Source organism: Rhodopseudomonas sp. G2_2311 (genome assembly GCF_047501505.1).
Taxonomy (GTDB): Bacteria; Pseudomonadota; Alphaproteobacteria; order Rhizobiales; family Xanthobacteraceae; genus Rhodopseudomonas; species Rhodopseudomonas palustris_H.
The window spans coordinates 141,630-158,173 of sequence record NZ_JAZDRK010000009.1 but is presented as its reverse complement, the minus strand read 5'-3'; the positions used below and the strand labels follow the sequence as shown (position 1 = coordinate 158,173).

13 protein-coding genes are annotated in these 16,544 nt (G+C 63.2%); 9 read left to right on the top strand and 4 right to left on the bottom strand.

The annotated features are described in order from the left end of the window. The first annotated feature begins 141 nt into the window (after nucleotides 1-141). The 7 genes from VRZ08_RS14345 to VRZ08_RS14315 all read left to right on the top strand — a co-directional run bounded on the left by VRZ08_RS14345 (nucleotide 142) and on the right by VRZ08_RS14315 (nucleotide 7,363). Complete coding sequence (locus VRZ08_RS14345; protein WP_011158992.1) at nucleotides 142-1,638, top strand: CoA-acylating methylmalonate-semialdehyde dehydrogenase; 1,497 nt, start codon at nucleotides 142-144, stop codon at nucleotides 1,636-1,638. Between the two features lie 49 nt (nucleotides 1,639-1,687). Next, entirely contained in the window at nucleotides 1,688-1,915 is a 228-nt protein-coding gene (locus VRZ08_RS14340; RefSeq protein WP_414532959.1) for a FitA-like ribbon-helix-helix domain-containing protein, read from the top strand. Between the two features lies 1 nt (nucleotide 1,916). Further along, nucleotides 1,917-2,336 carry a type II toxin-antitoxin system VapC family toxin gene (locus VRZ08_RS14335; RefSeq protein ID WP_414532958.1) on the top strand — a complete coding sequence of 140 codons (420 nt, stop codon included), beginning with the start codon at nucleotides 1,917-1,919 and terminating at the stop codon, nucleotides 2,334-2,336. Beyond that, nucleotides 2,333-3,490, top strand: coding sequence for an isobutyryl-CoA dehydrogenase (locus VRZ08_RS14330; RefSeq protein WP_414532957.1), 1,158 nt, complete (start codon nucleotides 2,333-2,335; stop codon nucleotides 3,488-3,490). Before VRZ08_RS14335 ends, VRZ08_RS14330 begins: the two co-directional genes overlap by 4 nt. Next, nucleotides 3,487-4,560 (top strand): enoyl-CoA hydratase/isomerase family protein, encoded by a 1,074-nt coding sequence (locus tag VRZ08_RS14325; RefSeq protein WP_414532956.1) that lies wholly within the window; start codon nucleotides 3,487-3,489, stop codon nucleotides 4,558-4,560. Before VRZ08_RS14330 ends, VRZ08_RS14325 begins: the two co-directional genes overlap by 4 nt. 33 nt (nucleotides 4,561-4,593) lie before the next feature. Beyond that, entirely contained in the window at nucleotides 4,594-5,481 is an 888-nt protein-coding gene (mmsB, locus tag VRZ08_RS14320) for a 3-hydroxyisobutyrate dehydrogenase (protein WP_164635682.1), read from the top strand. Between the two features lie 160 nt (nucleotides 5,482-5,641). Then, the gene (locus VRZ08_RS14315) at nucleotides 5,642-7,363 is read left to right on the top strand and encodes an AMP-binding protein (protein WP_414532955.1); all 1,722 of its coding nucleotides are present in this window, start codon (nucleotides 5,642-5,644) and stop codon (nucleotides 7,361-7,363) included. A gap of 277 nt (nucleotides 7,364-7,640) precedes the next feature. Here the strand turns inward: VRZ08_RS14315 and VRZ08_RS14310 are convergent, their stop codons facing one another. The 4 genes from VRZ08_RS14310 to VRZ08_RS14295 all read right to left on the bottom strand — a co-directional run bounded on the left by VRZ08_RS14310 (nucleotide 7,641) and on the right by VRZ08_RS14295 (nucleotide 12,228). Then, nucleotides 7,641-8,531 (bottom strand): crotonase/enoyl-CoA hydratase family protein, encoded by an 891-nt coding sequence (locus VRZ08_RS14310; RefSeq protein WP_263989042.1) that lies wholly within the window; start codon nucleotides 8,529-8,531, stop codon nucleotides 7,641-7,643. Nucleotides 8,532-8,662: 131 nt separating this feature from the next. Next, nucleotides 8,663-10,078, bottom strand: a complete 1,416-nt coding sequence (locus VRZ08_RS14305; RefSeq protein WP_414532954.1) for an amidase — start codon at nucleotides 10,076-10,078, stop codon at nucleotides 8,663-8,665. After that, nucleotides 10,071-11,258: a M20 aminoacylase family protein gene (locus tag VRZ08_RS14300; RefSeq protein ID WP_414532953.1), complete on the bottom strand. Its 1,188-nt coding sequence runs from the start codon at nucleotides 11,256-11,258 to the stop codon at nucleotides 10,071-10,073. The genes VRZ08_RS14305 and VRZ08_RS14300 overlap by 8 nt, the downstream gene beginning before the upstream one ends. A gap of 283 nt (nucleotides 11,259-11,541) precedes the next feature. Continuing rightward, nucleotides 11,542-12,228, bottom strand: a complete 687-nt coding sequence (locus VRZ08_RS14295) for a hypothetical protein (RefSeq protein ID WP_414532952.1) — start codon at nucleotides 12,226-12,228, stop codon at nucleotides 11,542-11,544. A 272-nt stretch (nucleotides 12,229-12,500) separates the two neighbouring features. Between VRZ08_RS14295 and VRZ08_RS14290 the strand changes: the two genes are divergently transcribed. Further along, nucleotides 12,501-13,295 (top strand): hypothetical protein, encoded by a 795-nt coding sequence (locus tag VRZ08_RS14290; protein ID WP_414532951.1) that lies wholly within the window; start codon nucleotides 12,501-12,503, stop codon nucleotides 13,293-13,295. Next, a complete protein-coding gene (locus tag VRZ08_RS14285; protein ID WP_414532950.1) occupies nucleotides 13,288-16,500 on the top strand; it encodes a DEAD/DEAH box helicase in 3,213 nt (1,070 codons plus the stop codon). Before VRZ08_RS14290 ends, VRZ08_RS14285 begins: the two co-directional genes overlap by 8 nt. Nucleotides 16,501-16,544: the final 44 nt, after the last annotated feature.

Sequence of the window (16,544 nt, the reverse complement as noted above, 5' to 3'; positions counted from 1 at the left end):
GTCGGCGCGGCCAGCGGTGGCCGCATGCCGCAGCGGGGCCGCTTCCGCATTTCGGCACAGGTGTCGCGCGTCCTGGGCCTTCCCAAACCTGAAAAAATTCTGTTCAAGGGGACGAGAACACAGCCTTTCAGGAGGAAGTCCATGCGCACGGTCGGGCATTTCATCGGCGGCAAAGAGGTCGAGGGCAAGTCGGGGCGTTTCGCCGACGTGTTCGAGCCGATGACCGGCGAGGTGAAGGCCAAAGTCGCCCTCGCCACCAAAGCCGAGCTCCGCGCAGCGGTTGAAAACGCCAAGGCCGCGCAGCCGGAATGGGGCGCCACCAACCCGCAGCGCCGCGCCCGCGTGCTGATGAAGTTCCTCGAATTAGTGCAGCGCGATTACGACAAGCTCGCCGAGCTGCTCGCGCGCGAACATGGCAAGACCATTCCCGACGCCAAGGGCGACATCCAGCGCGGCCTCGAAGTCGCCGAGTTCGCCTGCGGCATTCCGCATCTGATGAAGGGCGAATACACCGAGGGCGCCGGCCCCGGCATCGACATCTATTCGATGCGCCAGCCGCTCGGCGTCGTTGCCGGCATCACTCCGTTCAACTTCCCGGCGATGATCCCGATGTGGAAGTTCGCGCCCGCGATCGCTTGCGGCAACGCGTTCATCCTGAAGCCGTCGGAACGCGACCCCGGCGTCCCGATGGCGCTGGCGGCGCTGATGCTCGAGGCCGGCCTGCCGCCGGGCATCCTCAATGTCGTCAACGGCGACAAGGAAGCGGTCGACGCCATCCTCGACGATCCGGATATCAAGGCGGTGGGTTTCGTCGGCTCGTCGCCGATCGCGCAGTACATCTATGAGCGCGCCGCGCAGACCGGCAAGCGCGCGCAGTGCTTCGGCGGCGCCAAGAACCACGCCATCATCATGCCGGATGCCGACATCGACCAGACCGTCGACGCGCTGATCGGCGCCGGCTACGGCTCGGCGGGCGAGCGCTGCATGGCGATCTCGGTCGCGGTGCCGGTCGGCAAGGCCACCGCGGATGCGCTGATGAGCAAGCTGATCCCGCGCGTCGAGGCGCTGAAGATCGGTCCGTCGACCGATCCGACCGCCGACTACGGCCCGCTGGTGACCAAGGAAGCGCTGGAGCGCGTCAAGAACTACGTCGATATCGGCGTCAAGGAAGGCGCGACGCTCGCGGTCGACGGCCGCGGCTTCAAGATGCAGGGCTACGAGAACGGCTTCTACATGGGCGGCTGTCTGTTCGACAACGTCACCAAGGACATGCGGATCTACAAGGAAGAGATCTTCGGCCCCGTCCTGAGCGTCGTCCGCGCCCATGATTATGCCGAAGCTCTGTCGCTGCCGTCCGACCACGACTACGGCAACGGCGTCGCGATCTTCACCCGCGACGGCGACGCCGCGCGCGACTTTGCGGCGAAAGTGAACGTCGGAATGGTCGGCATCAACGTGCCGATCCCGGTGCCGATCGCCTACTACACCTTCGGCGGCTGGAAGAAGTCCGGCTTCGGCGACCTCAACCAGCACGGCCCGGACTCGATCCGGTTCTACACCAAGACCAAGACCGTCACCTCGCGCTGGCCGTCGGGCGTGAAGGAGGGCGCGGAGTTTTCGATCCCACTGATGAAGTAAGGTAGGTTTCGGAGAGGATGGTCATGCCGTCAGCATGATGGAGGGAACGATGGCTGAAGTAGTCATTCCTGATGTCGCAGAGGAGACGATTGCCATCTACCGGGAGCGGGCGCGGCTTCACGGTCGCTCGCTCGAGGAAGAGTTGCGCGACCTCCTCGAGAGCCATCGCCCGTTCTCGCGAGAAGAGCGGGCGGCGCTGTCACGACGCTTCCTGTCCGAGTATCCGGACGTTCAGCCGTCGCTGACCGCCGAGGAACGACGCGAAGGGCTGATGTGAATTGGCCTATCTCGTCGACGCCAGCGTGGCGGTGAAGTGGCTCGTCACCGAGGAGGACAGCGAGCGCGCCCACGCGCTGCTCGATTCCGATGCCGACCTGCTGGCGCCGCGATTTGTCTTCGACGAGGCGGCTAACGTTCTCTGGAAGAAATGCAGGCTCGGGTTGCTGCAGCCGGACGACGCGATCAGCCGAATGCATCAGCTTCCCGGATTTTTCGATCAGATCGTTGCCGATGCCGATGTGGGCAAAGTCCTCGCGCTTGCGATCAAACTCGACCATCCTGTTTACGATTGCATTTATCTGCAAGCGGCGCTCGATCTGGGCTTCCCGCTGGTCACGGCCGACACCCGATTGACCAGGATGGCTCGACAGATTCCGACGCTGACCATTCATGACCTCGCCAAGATGGACATGCCTTGACAGCCATTGATCAGTTTTCCCTCAACGAAGATCAGCGCGCCATTCGTGACATGGCGCGCGACTTCGCGGCCGAGAAGATCGCGCCGCACGCGCTGCAATGGGATGAAGACAAGCACCTGCCGCTGGATGTGATCCGGGAAGCGGCGGCGCTGGGCATCGGCGGCATCTACATTCGCGATGACGTCGGCGGCAGCGCGATGACGCGGTTCGATGCGGCGCTGATCTTCGAAGCGCTGGCGACCGGCTGTCCGTCTGTGTCGGCCTTCATCTCGATCCACAACATGGCGGCGTGGATGATCGACAGCTACGGCTCCGACGCGCAGCGTCAGCGCTGGCTGCCGAAGCTGTGCAGCATGGAGCAGGTCGCCAGCTACTGCCTGACCGAGCCGGGCTCCGGTTCGGATGCCGCGGCGCTGCGCACCCGCGCGGTGCGTGACGGCGATCACTACATCCTGGACGGCCAGAAGCAGTTCATCTCCGGCGCCGGCGCCAACGACCTCTATGTCGTGATGGTGCGCACCGGCGGCGACGGCCCCGGCGGCATCTCGACGCTGGTGGTCGAGAAGGACACGCCCGGCCTGTCGTTCGGCGCCAACGAGCGCAAGATGGGGTGGAATGCGCAGCCGACCCGCACCGTGATTTTCGAGAACGCGCGGGTGCCGGTCGCCAACCGACTCGGCGACGAAGGCATCGGCTTCAAGATCGCGATGGCCGGTCTCGACGGCGGCCGGCTCAACATCGGCGCCTGTTCGCTCGGCGGCGCCCAAGCCGCGCTCGACAAGACGCTCGCTTACATGAAAGAGCGCAAAGCGTTCGGCAAAAGGCTCGACGAATTCCAGGCGCTGCAATTCCGGCTTGCCGACATGGCGACCGAATTGGAGGCCGCGCGCACGCTGCTGTGGCGCGCCGCCGCGGCGCTCGACCGCAAGGATGCCGACGCCACCAAGCTGTGCGCGATGGCCAAGCGCTTCGCCACCGACGCCGGCTTTGCGGTCGCCAACGAGGCGCTGCAGCTGCATGGCGGTTACGGCTATCTCGCCGAATACGGCATCGAGAAACTGGTGCGTGACCTGCGCGTGCACCAGATCCTCGAAGGCACCAACGAAATCATGCGGCTGATCGTGTCGCGCAAGCTGCTCGAGGCCAATCGATGAATGGTGCCGTGACCGAACCCGATCTGATCGTCCGGCGCGAAGGCGCCGCCGGTGTGATCCGTCTCAACCGTCCAAAGGCGATCAACGCGCTGACGCTGGAGATGGCGCGTGACCTCGATAACGCGCTCGACGCGTTCGCCGCCGATCCGCAGGTCGCGTTGATCCTGGTCGAGGGCGCCGGTGAGCGCGGGCTGTGCGCCGGTGGCGACATCGTCGGGCTCTACAACAGCGCGCGCGAGGGCGGCGATCTCGGCAAGGTGTTCTGGCGCGAGGAATACATCACCAACGCCAAGATCGCGAAGTATCCGAAGCCCTATGTAGCGTTCATGGACGGCTTGGTGATGGGCGGCGGTGTCGGCATCGCCGGCCACGGCAGCCACCGCATCGTCACCGACAAGACCAAGATCGCAATGCCGGAAGTCGGCATCGGCTTCTTCCCCGATGTCGGCGGCACCTGGCTGCTGACGCGCTCGCCCGGCGAGATCGGCACCTATTTCGGTCTGACCGGCGAGATCATGAACGGCGCCGACGCGATCCACGCGGAGTTCGCCGACGCCTATGTGCCGACCGCGAATTGGGCAGCGCTGCGTCAGGCGCTCACCGAGGCGCCGAGCGGCGCATCGGCCGAGCAGGTCAGCGGCATCATCGCGCGGTTTGCCGAGCAGCCGGCCAAGGGCCCGGCCGAACTGCATCAGGCCGAGATCGATCGCTGGTTCGGGCATGAGACGATCGAGCAGATCGTTGCCGCGCTGGAGAGCGACTCGTCGGAGTTTGCGCAAGCCGCGCTGAAGACGCTGCGCATCAAATCGCCGACCAGCCTGAAGGTGACGCTGAAGCTGCTGCGCGCCGCCCGGCACAGGGCGTCGCTCGAAGAGTGTCTGGTGCACGAATATCGCGCCGCGCTGCAGGTGTTTGTCAGCGATGATTTCGTCGAGGGCGTCCGCGCCGCGGTGATCGACAAGGACCGCCAGCCGAAATGGCGGCCTGCGACGATCGCAGAGGTGACGCCGGAGATCGTGGCGCGCTACTTTGAAGATCGCGGCGACGACGAGCTGAAATTTCCGGGCTGAAGCACCGGGGACAGACAAGGGGAGGAAGGGGACATGACGGATATCGCATTCATCGGTCTCGGCAATATGGGCGGGCCGATGGCCGGCAATCTCGCCAAGGCCGGCCACAAGGTCGCCGGCTTCGATCTGGTGGCGGCCTCGTGCGAAGCGGCGAAGGCCGAGGGCGTCAGCATCGCGCCGACCGCGATTGATGCGGTGAAGGGCGCGGGCGTCATCGTCACCATGCTGCCGGCCGGCAAGCACGTGCTGGCGGTGTGGAACGAGATCCTGCCGCACGCCGCCAAGGGCGCGCTGATCATCGATTGCTCCACCATAGACGTCGAGAGCGCCGTGCAGGCGCATGCGCTCGCTGCCAAGCACGACATCGCATCTGTCGATGCGCCGGTCTCCGGCGGCACTGGTGGTGCCAAGGGCGCGACGCTGACCTTCATGGCCGGCGGCAGCGAGGCGGCGTTCGCGGCCGCCAAGCCGGTGCTCGAAAAGATGGGCAAGAAGATCGTGCATTGCGGCGGTGCCGGCGCAGGGCAGGCGGCGAAGATCTGCAACAACATGATCCTCGGCATCTCGATGATCGGCGTGTCGGAAGCGTTCACGCTGGCCGAGAAGCTCGGCCTGTCGCATCAGGCGCTCTTTGACGTCGCCTCGACCTCGTCGGGGCAGTGCTGGTCGCTCACCAGCTATTGCCCGGTGCCCGGCCCGGTGCCGGCATCGCCCGCCAACAACAGCTACAAGCCGGGCTTCGCCGCGGCGCTGATGCTGAAGGACCTGAAGCTGTCGCAGGAAGCCGCCAAGGCGGCAGGCGCCTCGACGCCGCTTGGCCAGCACGCCGCCGAGATCTACGCCGCGTTCGAACAGGCCGGCCACGGCGGCACGGATTTTTCCGGAATCATCAATTACCTGCGCGAGCAGGGGCGGAAGTAATCAGTCCGATGTCTGGCACGACCGCTCCCCGATCCAGTCGTCATGCGCGGGCTCGACCCGCGCATCCATCGTTTTCGCAAGGATGATGGATGGCCGGATCAAGTCCGGCCATGACGGATGAGGAAGTGGTTGCGGTCGCGCCTCGTAAGCGAGGTGCTTCATGACCACGTTCCAGCAAGCCCGTTCGTTCCTGCTTCAACACCGCACCGACTACGCAGCCGCGGTCGCCGGTTTCCGCTGGCCCGATCCGGTGCCGTTCAACTGGGCGCTCGACTGGTTCGACGCCGAGCTGGCAAGCAATCCGGACAGCCGCAACCGTCCCGCGCTGTGGATCGTCGACGGCACCACCGGCCGGGAGGAGAAGCCGAGCTTCGCGCATCTGTCGAAGCGCTCCAACCAGGTCGCCAACTATCTGCGCGCCAAGGGCCTGAAGCGCGGCGATCATTTGCTGCTGCTGCTCGGCAACGTCGTGCCGTTGTGGGAGGTGATGCTGGCCGCGATCAAGCTCGGCCTCGTCACCATCCCGGCCACCACGCTGCTGACGCCGGAGGAATTGCGCGACCGGCTCGACCGCGGCCGCGCCAAGGCGGTGGTGGCGGCGCCGGATCAGGTCGCCAAGTTCGCCGGCCTCGGCGGCGACGATCTGCTGCGCATCGTCGTCGGCGACGCCCAGCACGGCTGGCTCAATTACGACGGGACCGCGCTGCAGCCTGACGTCTTCACCCCGGACGGGCCGACCCAGGCCGACGATCCGATGCTGCTGTACTTCACCTCCGGTACCACCGCGAAACCGAAGCTGGTGCGGCACAGCCAGCGCTCCTATCCGGTCGGGGCGCTGTCGACGATGTTCTGGCTCGGGCTGCAGCCGGGCGACGTGCATCTCAACATCTCCTCGCCGGGCTGGGCCAAGCATGCCTGGAGCTGCTTGTTCGCGCCGTGGAACGCGGGTGCCACCGTGTTCGTGGTCAACCAGCCGCGGTTCGACGCCAAGAGCCTGCTGGCCACCATCGGCCGCTGCGGCGTCACCACGCTGTGCGCGCCGCCGACGGTGTGGCGGATGTTCATCCAGGAGAAGCTGGCGGACTATCAGGTCGCCTTGCGCGAAGTCTGCGGCGCCGGCGAGCCGCTCAACCCGGAAGTGATCGATCAGGTCAAGGCCGCGTGGGGCCTCACCATCCGCGACGGTTACGGCCAGACTGAGACCACCGCGATGGTCGGCAATTCGCCGGGCCAGACGGTCAAGATCGGCTCGATGGGTCGGCCGCTGCCGGGCTATGTGGTCAAGATCACCGATGCCGACGGTCATCCGGCCAAGGAGGGTGAGATCACGCTGGCGCTCGGTGACGCGCGCCCCGCTGGGCTGATGCAGGGCTATCAGGGCGAGGGCGGCAAGCTGTCGGGTGCCGACGGCGACACCTACCGCTCAGGCGACGTGGCCTTCGCCGACGAGGACGGCTATCTCACCTTTGTCGGCCGCACCGACGACGTGTTCAAGTCGTCGGATTATCGCATCTCGCCGTTCGAGCTGGAAAGCGTGCTGCTCGAGCACGACCTCGTGGCCGAAGCAGCCGTGGTGCCGAGTCCCGATCCGATCAAGCTGGCGATTCCGAAGGCCTATGTGCTGCTGACTGCGGAGGCCGAGCGCTCGCGCGACACTGCACTGTCGATCTTCAAGCACATGCAGGGCCGGCTGGCGCCGTTCAAGCGCATCCGCAAGCTGGAGATCGTCAGCGAACTGCCGAAGACCATCTCCGGCAAGATCCGCCGCGTCCAACTCCGCCGCATCGAGCACGACAACGATCAGGCCGACAGCTTGCGCGGACTCGCCTTCTCCGAAGAAGACTTCCCGGAGCTGAAAGCCGCGCCGGCGAAGGAGGGGTGAGGGCGCGTGCCCCCACCGGTCATTCCGGGGTGGCGCGTAGTCCGTAGGATGGGTTGAGCGCAGCGAAACCCATCGGCGGCGGCTGCGTGCGGCGATGGGTTTCGCCTCCGGCTCAACCCATCCTACCAGCCGTGCCGGGACGGTGTGCACCGTCCTCTCGTTGGTCATTCCGGGGCGCGCGCAGCGCGAACCCGGAATCTCTCTTTGCAACAAGCTCGGGATTCCGGGTTCGCGAACGTTCGTTCGCGCCCCGGAATGACGTACTTCTAAACCGCGCTTACTTGTAGTCGCGCTCGTCCCACCACGGGAAGTAGGGCGGCATGTCGGTGGTGATCTTGTTCTTGAACTGCGCTGGGCGCTTTTCCAGGAACGAGGTGACGCCTTCCTTGACGTCGTCGGAGCGGCCGCGCTCGTAGATACCGCGGCTGTCGATCTTGTGGGCTTCCATCGGATCGTCGGCGCCCATCATCCGCCACATCATCTGCCGGATCAGCGCCACCGACACCGGTGCGGTCTTGGCGGCGATTTCCTTGGCGAGGTTGCGCGCGGTGTCAAGCAACTGATCGGCGGGCACCACGCGGCTGACTAGCTTGCCTTCGAGCGCCTCTTGCGCCGGGAACACGCGGCCGGTGTAGCACCACTCCAGCGCCTGGGCGATGCCGACGATGCGCGGCAGGAACCAGCTCGACGCCGCTTCGGGCACGATGCCCCGCTGCGAGAACACGAAGCCGAAACGCGCGGCTTCGGACGCGATGCGGATGTCCATCGCCAGCTGCATGGTGACGCCGATCCCGACCGCCGGGCCGTTCACCGCCGCGATCACCGGCTTCAGGCACTTGAAGATCCGCAGCGTCACCTGGCCGCCGCCGTCGCGGACCTGCGGGTCGGAGTAGTCGGTCGAGCCGTCGGCATTGCGGCGCACCGGGCCGCGGCGGGCGTCGCGATCGAAGGTGTCGGCGCCGGAGGACAGATCTGCACCGGCGCAGAACGCCCGGCCTTCGCCGGTGACGATGATGGCGCGGATGTTGTCGTCGGCGTCGGCCTTGTCGAACGCCTCGATCAGCTCGTGCTGCATCGTCGGATTGAAGGCGTTGAGCTTGTCCGGCCGGTTCAGCGTGATGGTGAGGATTTGATCGGCCACCTCGTATTTGATGGTCTCGAACGGCATCTGGTTTCCTCCAGCGTGTTTTTGTTTGTACGAGTCATGCGTGGGCTCGGCCCGCGCATCCATCTTTATGAAGGAGATGGATGCGCGGGTCGAGCCCGCGCAATGACATTGTGCTTGGGACGCCGCGTACTTTAGTGCGGCACGACCGGCCACGGCTTCTGTTCGCCGCGCAGGCCTTCGAATGCCTTGGCCGTGCGCAGCACGCCGAGATCGTCGAAACGCTTGCCGACGATCTGCACGCCGATCGGAAAGCCCTTGGCGCTGTAGCCGCCGTTGATCGAAGCGGCCGGATTCTCCGCCATATTCCAGGGCACGGTATAGAGGATGTGATCGAACGGCCGGTCCGGATCATTCCAGGGCGAGGCGACATCGACGGCGAAGCTCACCACCGGCGCCACCGGCGAGATCAGATAGTCGATGCCGGCGAACAACTTGGCGCCGAGCGCGCGCACCGCCATGGTCTGGTTGAAGCCGCGCACCACGTCGACGCCGCTCAGCCGCGCGCCGGGCTCGGCCCAGCGCACGATGTAGGGCAGCACGCGTGCGCGCTGCTCGTCGGAGAACAGCGCCAGATCGCTCCACATCCGCGCCCGCCAGAAATTGTCGAGCCCGTCCATCATCTCGCGGGTGAAGCCGAGTTCGACCGGCTTGATAATCGCGCCCTGCGCCTCGAACGTGCGCGCCGCCTGCGTGACGATGTCGCGTACCTCGTCTTCCAGCTCCATGCCGAAGCCGAGATCGGTGAGCAGGCCGATGGTCTTGCCGCGCAGCGTGGTGTCGAGATCGCTCCAATCGAAATCGTGCGGCGGCAGGCTCATGCCGTCGCGGCCGTCGGGCTGCGACAGCACGCTCATCATCAGCGCGGCGTCGTCAACGGTGCGCGTCATCGGCCCGGCGCAGCGGCCGACATAGGGCGGATCGATCGGCACGCGGCCGAGGCTCGGCTTCAACGCGAAGATGCCGCACCACGCCGCCGGCAGCCGCACCGAGCCGCCGATATCTGTGCCGAGATGCAGCGGCCCGTAGCCGGCCGCGCCCGCAGCGCCGGCGCCGGCGGAGGAGCCGCCGGTGTTCTGCGACACGTCCCACGGATTGCGGGTGACGCCGTGGAAGCTCGACAGGCCCGACGACAGCATGCCGAAATCCGGCATCGTCGTCTTGCTCCACAGAATGCCGCCGGCTTCGCGCAGCCGTGCGGCGGGCGGCGCATCGGCCGCGGCCGGCGTCAGCGGCGTGATCGGTACGCCGAGCGGCACCGGCACGCCCTCGGTGGCGACGTTCTCCTTGATTGTCACCGGCACGCCGTCGAGCAGGCCGAGCGGCTCGCCCTTGGCCCAGCGTGCGGTCGAGGCTTGCGCCGCCTTGCGCGCGGTGTCGGGATCGAATCCGTACAGCGCATTGATATGCGGCTCCCAGCGCGTCGCCTGGGCGATCACCGCTTCCATCACCTCGCTCGGCGAGAACTGCTTGCCGTAATAGCCGGCGAGCAGTTCGGTGGCCGAGAGGTCATGTAGCGCGGTGGCGGTGGTGGCGAGGCCGTCAGACATGCGTAGCTCCGTCGTGGCCGCCGACCGGCAGCCGGGTTTCGATCAGCCGGGCGAACATGCTGGCGCCGACCGGCAGGATCTTGTCGTCGAGCACGAAGCCCGGGTTATGCAGCGGCACGTTGCCGTCGTGGCCGATCCAGAAATATGCGCCGGGCACCGCCTGCAGCATATCGGCGAAATCCTCGCTGCCCATCTTCGGCGTTTCGCGGGTCTTCACGTTGGCGTCGCCGACGATGCTGCGCGCCACCTCGGCGACGCGCTCGCTGTGCTCGGGCGCGTTCACCAGCACGCTGAAGATGTCGCGGATGTCGACCTTGATGTCGACCTCGAACGCCGCCGCAATGCCGGCCGCGACCGCGCGCATCCGGGTCCGGATCAGGTTGCGGATCTCGTCGGAGAACGCCCGCACCGTGCCGGCGAGCCGCGCTTCGCCGGGGATCACGTTATAGGCCGAGCCGGAATGGATCTGGGTGATCGACAGCACCGCCGACTGCAGCGGATCGACATTGCGGCTGACGATGGTCTGCAGCGCCTGGCCGAGCGTCATCGCGATCACCACCGGGTCCTTGGAGCGCTCTGGCATCGCGCCGTGGGCGCCGTAGCCCGAGATGGTGATGTCGAAGAAATCGGCGCCGGCCATCGCCGGGCCGGGCCGGATCGCGATCTCGCCATGGCCGAGGTCCGGCGCGTTGTGCAGGCCGTACACTTCGTCGCACGGAAATTTCTCGAACAGGCCGTCCTTCAGCATCGCGCGCGCGCCGCCGAGTCCTTCCTCGGCGGGCTGGAAGATGAAGTGCACGGTGCCGTCGAAATTGCGGGTCTCGGCCAGATAGCGCGCGGTGCCGAGCAGCATGGTGGTGTGGGCGTCGTGGCCGCAGCCGTGGAAGCGGCCGGGGATGGTCGAGCGCCACGGCAGGTTGGTGGCTTCGTCCATCGGCAGTGCGTCCATGTCGGCGCGCAGGCCGATGCGGCGGCTGCCTTCGCCCTTGCCCTTCAGCACGCCGACGACGCCGGTGCCGCCGATGCCGCGATGCACCTCGATGCCCCATTGGCCGAGCTTCTCGGCGACGATGCCCGAGGTCCGCACCTCTTCGAAGCCGATCTCGGGATTGGCGTGGAGGTCGCGGCGGATCGCGGTCAGTTCGTCGGCGAAGGCGTCGATACGGTCGATGGTCGGCATGCGCGGGTCACCTCGGCTGTGGCGGGCTCTATGGGACGTCTCGGGCGGCCTGCATGCAAGGAACGGGCAACAGCGGGGCAGGGCAGAGGGAGAGCGGAATCGGCATCGGCTTGAGAGAGACCACCGCGCCCGACGCCGCAGGCGCCGTGCGTATTCCAGCCGACAATGCGGGGCGATGTCAAAGCGGGCGAACGGCGAAGCCGCAGCTTCGCTGCAACCCCGCTTTGCGTTGCGCCGCAGGGTCGATTATGAATGCGGCGCACTGGCGCGGAACTTGGCAAGGTCACGGCCGCCGAGCCGGACAGCCACCGCCGCAGCCGCCAGTTTTCGGCGGCCTCGCGGTCCGGGATGCGGGCGTGGCGCAGGCAGCCGCGAGACGATCCTTGAAATCGATGTGCGCGGGAAGAAGGGCGTCGGCTTCTGCAAGAGCGTACCCGGCGCACTGTTTCCGTTCGAGCGCATCAGGAAGCGGCGTAGCCCGGCGCAAACCGATCTGGTCTTCCCTGCTTCCCATAGCGAATTGTTCAACGCCATCCTCGACGAGCAGAAGCTGAAGTTCGACCGAGAAGGGCAGCGCCGCACCTTCTAAAGCTTCCGTCAAACCTATATCTGCATGAGGCTGATGGAAGGCGCCGACGTCTACCAGATCGCCAAGAACTGCCGCACCAGCGTGAAGATGATCGAGGAATTCTATGCCTCGCACATCAAGAATATGGTCGACGCCTCGGTCATCAATGTGCGGCGGCCAAAGGTAAAGCCTGAACGCGATGGGGCCGCCGCGCCAAAAAAGCCTCTTGCAGTCGCAAGAATTCACATGCTTCAGGATAACCATTTGCGCCCAACGCGGCGGCTGGTAGATTGGAATCAGTGCGGGCGTGGCGGAATTGGTAGACGCAAGGGACTTGAACGCTTGAGTGCCCCCTTGGAAACGAGGGGAGCAGAACTGCTCAAACTCGGGGAAACCGGTCACAGGCAATCCCGAGCCAAGCCCCGGCATGAACATGCCGGTGGAAGGTGTAGAGACTAGACGGGCAGCACCTAAGGCGCGAACGCGCTACGGTGAAGGTATAGTCCAGACCACGAACGTGCCTTCAACGCCGAACGGCGCAAGGCACGGCGGCGAAAGCCGTAGTCGGTATGAAAATCCCTCGGGCCGAAAGGCCTGTGCCGGTTCGATTCCGGCCGCCCGCACCAATTCCGCAGTGCTGTTGCGGCTTATTCTTAAACACATCAATTCGAAACATGCCGATCGCGATCCAAGATTTTCCAGCTGATCCAGAGTGTAGGGGAACACAGTGGTCGCTAGCTGACGAGAATCTGTTGGCAGCTTTGGTCGCGCTCGTGTTGGTCGGTAGAGACAGAATAGCAGCGTTTGTGCTTCGGAGTGTGCAAGCTACCCCTCAACCCGTGCCGACGTCTGTCGAACAGAAAGAACGATTGCGGTCGCGTCTGCTCACCACAAACGAAAAGCTCATCTATCACCGCGATGGACTTTTGTTCGAGATCATTTGTTGGATTGTTGCCGAAATGACAGCAACCGCAAACGAGGCGGTATCTGAGCCACATCTTTCTTCGACGAAGCAAGGCCTCGACACAATAAAGGTTTCATTCGATCCGGCTTTACGTCGAGTCCAGCGCGCAACCATTCACGAACAAAAATGTTCCGAGAATGCGCGGCAGATATTTCTATCTCAGGTTCTTCCTGGTTTTCGCAAATGGATGAATGGAGAGCGTGACAGTGAACTACTTCAGGCAGTAATTGGTTTGCTTAGTCGCTTCAATTTGAGCGAGGCAGAGCTTAACGAGATCTACGATAGCCTCCTGAATGACCGACCACTATCGTTCCGTGCAGCTCTGACAGTAGCTCCGCCGCCGTACAGTCAATCTCAGTGCGTTTCACTGTTCGAGACATATGCCCAGCTTACCCCGCTTATCGATGATAGACTTGGAGATACGTTTCCTCTTGTCGACATAAGAGCGTGGTTTGAAGCCTTCGCGCAGAAAGTTTGGTCAAAAATCGAGGCGGGCCATGTTTGATGCAAAAACGGCCAGTTTGATCCGGGAGGCGCCATCGTTACGGGGCGTAGACCCTCAAACACTTCCACAAGAACTCACGAGTATCTATGCAGAACTGACCGCCCTGAGGTTACGCTCTGATCAGTTGGAGGCGCAGCCCGAACGTCTCGTTGTTATGGAGCGCGTAAAGCGACTGGCGACTATCTACGAAGCTTTGGTGGACTCTGGGGCAGCAGGTCGTTCTCGTCAGGCTGCGGCATTCGTTGCTGGAACCGCGCATCAGATACTTGGGCGCGTTATGGGCGGGATGTATGAGGTAGGCGAAGACTGGCTAACGGCGAGCGCGGTTCATCCGCTAGTCGCAGCACCGTTGCTGTTCCTGATTGCCGAGCAGAATGCGGATGCACGCGAAGCGGCGCGCCCACTGCAAAGGAGAGGCTCAGATGCTTCCGTTGAGCAGATTCTCATAGAGACGATCCACGATCTTGCGGCTGAGCGCTTTGAGGCGATCTTGCAGCGTGCGGATCGGCTACAACGTCTCGGGACATCATTTGACGGGCCGCCAGAGATAGTCGTGCCGAGCGCGCTGTACGGCCTGTGCTGGGCGGGCGTCGTCCATCTCGTCGCTACACTCTTGAATCGCACCGTTCCACGGCTTGGATTCAAGCAATTCGACACACCGCAAGCCGCCTTCGAGGAAGTCGTCCGTCTCTCATCCTCCGTTATCCATCTGCCCGGAATGCGTCCGTTGACCTCGCTTTATTCGGGGCCGCGACACTTGGCGCGCCTATTGCGGGGCGTTGCGGATGGGCTTGAAGGATCCGGCATTGTCTATGTTCAGCCTCCGCAAGGTTCGAGCGCTGAGTTCTGGCAAAATTGGATAAGGCATCGAGCGCGAACGAAGCCCATACTATGGCGAAACCATCGTGAAGCGATCGCTACCGGCTTTCTCAATCAGCAACAGTCGGCGGTTCTTGTTCTGCCTACTGGCGCTGGAAAGACAACGCTTTCGGAATTGAAGATCGCGGCTACCTTGGCACGATCCCAAAAGGTAGTGTTCTTGGTGCCCACCCTTGCGTTGGTGGACCAGCTTGGTGACGACCTCGCCACAACATTCCCCGAGCGTTTTGCCGATGTTGAGGTCTCTGTTGATGGCGATTTGATGGGTTTGCTTGAGACGCCTCAACTTCAGTCCGTCGAAGTGATGACACCAGAGCGATGCTTAGCGCTTTTAAGTCATGCACCTGAATCACTTGAAGGGGTTGGCTTGGTGGTTTTTGACGAATGTCATTTACTAAGCCCCCAAGGCGGCGGGAAACGTAGTCTTGACGCGATGCTTTGTCTTCAGCAGGTGCTCAAGAGAGCGCCAACCGCTGATCTATTGCTTCTCTCAGCGATGCTCTCTAACGCAGATGAATTTTCTTCATGGATTGCAGAGATTTCCGATCGGCCCTGCCACGCGATTATCGATTCTTGGAAGCCAAGCCGACGAGCGCGAGGTGTTGTTGTCTATGAGCGGTCGCGTCTTGTAGAGATTGTGCGGTCGTCGCGAATGCCGGGAGTTCAACCGGATATGGGAGCGATTCCGTATGGACTATTCGGCCTGCACCAAAACTGGAACGCGAATACCGAGGTAGATCGGCGGCTAATCAAACTGTCAGATCGTCCTGTTCCGCTCGCTCTCTCCGCTACGACGGGTCGCCCGACGCCGAATGCAAATACTGTAGCGGCTCAACTTGCCTTGCAGGCTGTGCAAGCCGGGCTGAAGACCATCGTCTTCGTTCAGACAGCCAGTCATGCGCCATCAACGGCAAAGAAAATCGCCGATGGGCTTCCCGGCTTAGGCCCGTTGCCTCCGGCAGAAGAGGCGTTATGGGATGACATTAAGGTTGAACTTGGCGGCGAACAATACTCGCTTGCCACTCCTCGAAGCGCAGCGCTACCTCACAACGGGGACATGATCCCGCTGGAGCGTCGGTTGGTCGAAGCGATCTATCGTCGGACAGATGGTGCAAATGCCGTGGTCGCGACGCCCACTTTGGCGCAGGGAATGAATCTGCCCGCTCAGCTTGCCATTCTCGCGGGCGATAAACGCCATGAAGAGGATGGCCGAGAGCCTTTAGAGTCACATGAAATCCTAAACGCAGCAGGCCGTGCGGGCCGTGCAGGGCATCTCGCTAATGGCGTTGTCATTCTTATTCCGGAACCCGTCGCTGCATTTCAGCAGTCCCGACCAGAAGCGGCAGCTATAAAGAAGCTTGCTGCCGTCTTGCCGCCAAATGATCAATGTGTCCGCCTTGAAGATCCAACAACAATTCTGTTGGATAGAATTCAGGCCGGGAACATCACTGACTCCGAGGTTCGCTATTACATCTCACGGATTCGCCCTGTTGAAGGGACTGATCAAGCTACCGACGACGCCATCCAAGTTGTGCGCCGTTCGTTCGGCGGTTTTCTTTCTCGACGTGCCAATTCAGAAGCGGCGTTTAATGCCAAATTGGCTGCCCTTCAAGCGGTCCTTTCTTCAAGCCGCCCGTTGAACGAGGAAATGGCTGGGATCGCCGCGTCAAGCGGCTTTCCGGACGCTCCTTTGGTGGCGATCGAAGCGAATCTGGTGGCTACGCTTGGTGCTTGGCCGGTAACCATTGTTGGATGGTGTGACTGGCTGATCGATTTTCTCAACGACGATCGGACAAGCTATGAAGCGCTGCTTGGCCACGATGTTGGGTTGGCGTTGTATGTTATGCGCGGAAAAAAGACGGGAGGTCCAGCCAGTTCTGAGGAATTCGCACGCCTAAAGTCTGGTTTCAGGGCTTGGCTAAGAGGCGCTCCGTTCTGCGACATCGAGAGAGCGCTTGATGTTCCGGAGCGCCGAATTGGAAAGTGTTTGAGAGCGAGAGACCTTGCACTAAAGCTTGCCGGTCGCACGTTCTATTTGTTGATTGCAAGCGTCGCTGAAGTCGCCCGGACTGTAAGTGCTCGAAGCCCTTTGATCGCAGTTCAGCACGCGGTATTCGAAACGTTGCCTGTGGCCTTGCGGAAAGGGTTGGATACGCCAGACAAGGTCGCGTTTGCCAAATTGAATTCAAAGACCCGCTCTCGCGTTCGAATTCATCAACGATTTGCGAACGAAGTTGGACAACCGGCTGCGCTTACCGGGCAGAACTATGATGCCGTCAAATCACATTTGGAAGCGCGCATTATGTTTTCGAATGTGCGATTATAGCGGACCTGTTTCTCGGCAAGAGTAGATGGTCCGCTATGTGATGG

Bases quoted from the DNA above. Each gene is read 5' to 3' on its own strand.
- VRZ08_RS14285 (WP_414532950.1), top strand. From the start codon at position 13,288: ATGTTTGATGCAAAAACGGCCAGTTTGATCCGGGAGGCGCCATCGTTA.
- VRZ08_RS14310 (WP_263989042.1), bottom strand. From the start codon at position 8,531: ATGCCGTTCGAGACCATCAAATACGAGGTGGCCGATCAAATCCTCACC.
- VRZ08_RS14305 (WP_414532954.1), bottom strand. From the start codon at position 10,078: ATGTCTGACGGCCTCGCCACCACCGCCACCGCGCTACATGACCTCTCG.
- VRZ08_RS14345 (WP_011158992.1), top strand. From the start codon at position 142: ATGCGCACGGTCGGGCATTTCATCGGCGGCAAAGAGGTCGAGGGCAAG.
- VRZ08_RS14325 (WP_414532956.1), top strand. From the start codon at position 3,487: ATGAATGGTGCCGTGACCGAACCCGATCTGATCGTCCGGCGCGAAGGC.
- VRZ08_RS14315 (WP_414532955.1), top strand. From the start codon at position 5,642: ATGACCACGTTCCAGCAAGCCCGTTCGTTCCTGCTTCAACACCGCACC.
- mmsB (WP_164635682.1), top strand. From the start codon at position 4,594: ATGACGGATATCGCATTCATCGGTCTCGGCAATATGGGCGGGCCGATG.
- VRZ08_RS14340 (WP_414532959.1), top strand. From the start codon at position 1,688: ATGGCTGAAGTAGTCATTCCTGATGTCGCAGAGGAGACGATTGCCATC.
- VRZ08_RS14290 (WP_414532951.1), top strand. From the start codon at position 12,501: ATGCCGATCGCGATCCAAGATTTTCCAGCTGATCCAGAGTGTAGGGGA.
- VRZ08_RS14300 (WP_414532953.1), bottom strand. From the start codon at position 11,258: ATGCCGACCATCGACCGTATCGACGCCTTCGCCGACGAACTGACCGCG.